Origin of the sequence: Draconibacterium sp. (genome assembly GCF_041583095.1) — a bacterium.
Lineage (GTDB): Bacteria > Bacteroidota > Bacteroidia > Bacteroidales > Prolixibacteraceae > Draconibacterium.
The window spans coordinates 1-4,730 of the sequence record NZ_JBFHGM010000346.1 but is presented as its reverse complement, the minus strand read 5'-3'; the positions used below and the strand labels follow the sequence as shown (position 1 = coordinate 4,730).

4 protein-coding genes are annotated in these 4,730 nt (G+C 44.5%); 2 read left to right on the top strand and 2 right to left on the bottom strand.

What is annotated here, in order from left to right; genetic code table 11:
• Together ABZB17_RS20680 and rlmN are read left to right on the top strand one after the other, a co-directional pair.
• On the top strand, positions 1-1,522 hold a 1,522-nt coding region (locus ABZB17_RS20680), incomplete at its 5' end, for an amidase (protein ID WP_372653222.1).
• A 108-nt stretch (positions 1,523-1,630) separates the two neighbouring features.
• Positions 1,631-2,653, top strand: a complete 1,023-nt coding sequence (gene rlmN / locus ABZB17_RS20675; protein ID WP_372653219.1) for a 23S rRNA (adenine(2503)-C(2))-methyltransferase RlmN — start codon at positions 1,631-1,633, stop codon at positions 2,651-2,653.
• A gap of 62 nt (positions 2,654-2,715) precedes the next feature.
• On the opposite strand, the gene ABZB17_RS20670 is transcribed toward rlmN, so the two are convergent.
• Both ABZB17_RS20670 and ABZB17_RS20665 read right to left on the bottom strand, forming a co-directional pair.
• Positions 2,716-3,552 (bottom strand): MBL fold metallo-hydrolase, encoded by an 837-nt coding sequence (locus ABZB17_RS20670; RefSeq protein WP_372653217.1) that lies wholly within the window; start codon positions 3,550-3,552, stop codon positions 2,716-2,718.
• Between the two features lie 93 nt (positions 3,553-3,645).
• Positions 3,646-4,730 (bottom strand): DUF3810 domain-containing protein (locus tag ABZB17_RS20665; RefSeq protein WP_372653214.1); only part of this gene is annotated, 1,085 nt, incomplete at its 5' end.

The window sequence follows — 4,730 nt, the reverse complement described above, 5'->3', positions numbered from 1 at the left end:
GTCTGCTGTGCAGGAAGAAGTTGATCTTGCTGCATTTGATTTAAATGAAACATCGGTAATGGAGCTGCAGCAAAAAATGGAGTCGGGTGAGCTGACGGCTAAGAGTATCTGCCAAAAATACCTCGATCGTATCGCGTTGGTTGACCCGCATTTAAAGTCAGTAATTGAGCTTAACCCGGAGGCGCTGGATATTGCCCGAAAACTGGATGAGGAACGACAAAACGGAACTGTTCGCGGGCCTTTGCACGGAATTCCGGTGATGATTAAAGATAATATTGATACGGGCGATAAAATGCAAACCACTGCAGGATCACTGGCATTGGAGGGCAATGTGGTGGAAAAGGATGCATTTATCGTAAAAAAATTGCGCGACGCCGGAGCGGTATTGCTGGGAAAAACCAACCTCAGCGAGTGGGCAAATTTCCGGTCCACCAATTCTTCAAGTGGTTGGAGCGGAAGAGGCGGACAAGTACGAAATCCGTTTTGTCTTGATCGTAGCCCGTGTGGTTCCAGCTCGGGCACTGGAGCAGCTGTTTCGGGTAACCTCTGCACTATTGGTATTGGTACCGAAACCAATGGCTCGATTGTTTGTCCGTCGGGAATTAACGGGATAGTGGGCATTAAACCTACTCTGGGTATGTGGAGCCGCAAGGGGATTATCCCGATTGCTCACAGTCAGGATACAGCCGGACCCATGGCCCGAAATGTTATCGATGCTGCAATTTTACTGGGGGCTTTGGCTGAGTTTGATACTGATGACGCGGAAACGCATTTAGAGCAAGGACAGATTTACAACGACTATACTTCTTTTCTAAAACCGGACGGATTACAAGGAAAACGAATTGGTATAGCTTCGCAAATGATACCGTCGCATGAGAAGGTGAAGGAATTAATGAAAAATGCCGTTGAGGCGATGCAGTCAAGCGGGGCGGAATTGGTTGAGGACCTGAAATTGGAAACGAACCGCAAATGGGGAAATCCGTCGTATGAAGTATTGCTTTACGAATTTAAAACCGACCTGAATAAATACCTGCAGGAACATCCTTCAGCACCAAGAAAATCGCTGGCGGAACTGATAGAGTTTAACAAGGCCAATGCAGATAAAGAGATGCCCTGGTTTGGGCAGGAGATTTTTGAAGAAGCAGAGGCAAAAGGCGATTTAAATTCGGAGGAATACCTGCAAGCGCTGGCAGATTCGAAACGTTTTGCCGGGAAAGAAGGAATTGATGCCTTGATGGATGCCCATAATCTGGATGCGTTAATCGCGCCCACAAATGGTCCAACCTGGAGTATCGACTGGGTAAATGGCGACAGTTTTACAGGTGGGAGTTCATCGCCGGCAGCTATTTCAGGCTATCCGAATATTACGGTGCCCATGGGATTTGTTGAAGGCCTCCCGATCGGACTTTCATTTTTCGGCCGGGCCTGGAGCGAGCCTGTTTTGCTTGAGATTGCCTATGCTTTCGAGCAAACTACCAAACACCGGAAGGCTCCGGATTTCAAAAAATCGTTGATGGGATAAAACTCTTCTTCACATTTGTTGTTTAAGAAATCCTTCCCAAAAGTTACATAGGGAAGACACAAAGTCTCGCAAAAATTTTTGCGTTATCTTTGCAGCAAATTTACAGGTATGAAGGAGCGATTATTCGGGAAAACATTAGGGGAATTGCAGGAGTTGGTGGTAGAGCTGGGGCTGCCAAAATTCACGGCTAAACAAATCGCAGATTGGTTGTATAAAAAGCAAATCAGCTCGATTGAGGAGATGACAAACCTGTCGAAAAAAGCCCGTGAATTGCTGAACGAGCGCTTTGAATTTGGCTTAACACCTTATACAAAAGTCAGCGCCAGTATTGATGGTACACGAAAATACCTGTTCCCGACAATCCAGAATAAATTTATCGAAACGGCGATGATTCCTGAGCGCGACCGGAAGACCGTTTGTGTGAGTTCTCAGGTGGGATGTAAAATGGGATGCCTGTTTTGTTTTACCGCCAAACAAGGTTTCCAGGGGCAACTTTCAGCCGGAGAAATTATCAACCAGATAAAAAGTATCGACGAGGTTGAAGAGGTTAGCAACATCGTGTATATGGGAATGGGCGAACCTTTCGACAACCTTGAAGAAGTTTTGAAAAGCCTTGAAATCCTGACTTCAGAATGGGGATTTGCAATGAGTCCGCGACGGATAACAGTTTCAACCATCGGAATCATTCCCGGGATGTTGACTTTCCTTGAAAAGAGTGAGGCACACCTGGCAGTAAGTCTGCACACACCTTTCCACGAAGAGCGCCAGAAAATTATGCCGGTTCAGGTGGCTTACCCGGTTGAAGAGGTGGTTGAGGAAATAGAAAGCTGGGACTTTGGCCGTCAGCGCCGTGTGTCGTTCGAGTATATTTTGTTTGAAGACTTGAATGATTCTCAGAAACATGTGGATGAACTGGCCCGCTTACTCAGTGGGTTGAAGTGCCGAATTAATCTGATTCGTTTTCACCCGGTACCGGGAACACCGCTTAAAAGTCCGGGAGAAGAAACCATCCAGCGTTTTAAAGACGCATTAAATAAAAAAGGAATTCTTACTACAGTTCGGGCATCGCGTGGACAGGATATTTATGCTGCCTGCGGTTTATTGTCTACCAAAGAATTGGTGAAAAACTGAACGCAGATGACGCTGATTAACAGATGATCGCAGAAAACTGCTATCTGAGTTCTAAATTTGTTTTAACTCAATTCTGCAAAGCTGAATTTCTCCTTAAGTTGCACGCCTTTTTCCGTATCCTGCACCGAAGCACATTCGGTGTAATAATCGTGCTCAAAAAACAGGATATAGTTTTTATCAGCAGCTTCTTTCAGAAATTTTCCTTTCTCTTCCATTACTTTAACCGGATCGAGATCGTATGCCGAAACCCACAGCAATGGAATGTTGGCGGCAGTAGGAAACAAATCGGAGGTATAAACAAAAGAGTGTTTCCCGGTGTGGAGGATGGGCAGCAATTGTCCCGGCGTGTGGCCATCGAAGAACCTTATCTCAAATCCTGGCAGAAAATCACCTTCTTCTTCAATCAGTTGTAATTTTTCCGATTCCATCATAAAATCCAGCACCGGCCGATGGAAAGCTGCCTGCTCGCGTGGGTTCGAAATTTTGGCGTGTTCCCATTGCTTCTTGCTGCTCCACAGAGTGGCATTCGGAAAAACAAGCTCCAGTTTTCCGTCAACATTTTTAACGGCTCCAGTGCAGTGGTCCCAATGCAGGTGGGTGAAAAATACATCGGTAATATCAGCAGCTGAAAAACCCTTTTCGGTCAACGATTTTTCAAGTTGGTCAACCGAAGTTACTCCGTTGTTTTTGAGGTGTTTTTCGGGGTAGTGGTTTCCAATTCCCGTTTCGATAAGTATTCTGCGTTCATCAATTTCCACCAACAGGCAACGCAAGGTTAGCTGGGTGAAATTATCGTTGTTGCACGGATAAACTTTGTTCCACAATACTTTTGGGATGGCACCAAACAAAGCTCCTCCATCGCAATGAAAATGACCGGCAGAAATCGGAATTAGCTTCATATAATACTAGTTGGAAGCTGGAAGTCAGAAGACCGGAGTTGTTCCGATACTGGATCTACCAACTTTTGTTATTGGTTGTAAAAGTAAATGAATTTAACGGGGCGCAAAACCATGACGTTGCTGAAAAGCTGAATCTAACGAAAAGTTCATAACATGGTCAACCACGCCGGTATAATCCTTTATGCCCGATTTTATATTGTTGTGTTTTAAATACGCATCATTGAGTTTCGAAGCCGTTTTGTCCATGGTTGCGTTGCGCAGTTCGTTCCAGTGATCGCTTATTCTGTTGATGTCGGTCTGCACTTCCGGCGAGATTTCATGAACAAGTTTTTTATAATCTTCCAAACCACGGGCCTGCCTGAAAAAATGAAATGAAATAAACAATTTAGCTGAATACCTGATTTGTTGCGACGAGCTGTTTAAACAAACCAGCCACGCGTAAAAATTGGCTTCTGCCTCGCTTGTTATGCCCAGCTGGTGCGCTTTTTCGTGTGCCAGAACATAGGGGTATTCGATAGGTAAAATCTTTTTATTTACATGAACTTCGTTAAAAAATGGTCCGAAATATCCGGTGATGCCTGATTTTGCATAAAATCCGCTGAAAGTGATTGTTTTGTCGGGGCGTTTGCCCATCGGGTACGCGAACTGTAAAACTGGCGCCAGTTGTTGGTACGATTCTTCAATTAAGCGGTCGATTTCAGCTTTGTCAACAGTGTCAAAATCGCAATGTAATTGGTTTAGTTCAGTAACGTACTGGTGAATAAATTGCACAAATTCCTCCGTATCGGGTTCCCGGTCTTTTATTCCCAGTCGGTCGGGTAACGGCGAGCGGAAATAATTGAATCCCCAAAACACATAAAACAGGATATATACTGTGGCAATAGTATTCAGCAAAAATTTTCCGGCAGCTTTCCATTTTATACGTTTTGTAAATAGTTGAACGAGCAGAACTATAGGCATTAAGATCAAAACCGCGTAAAAACTATCATCAAGCGAAAAAGGAAAAACAAAAGAAATGGTTGAAAGTAGTGAAGCTATAAATGGATAGATTCGCTGCGCATACCAGGTTTCAACAAAGCCGGGATGTTGGCGCAGGATAAGTGTAAGCGCAAAAACAATTCCTGCCAACGCCGGAAGAATAAGCCATTTGTGTTTTCTGTCTGTTCTCAATTTTTTTC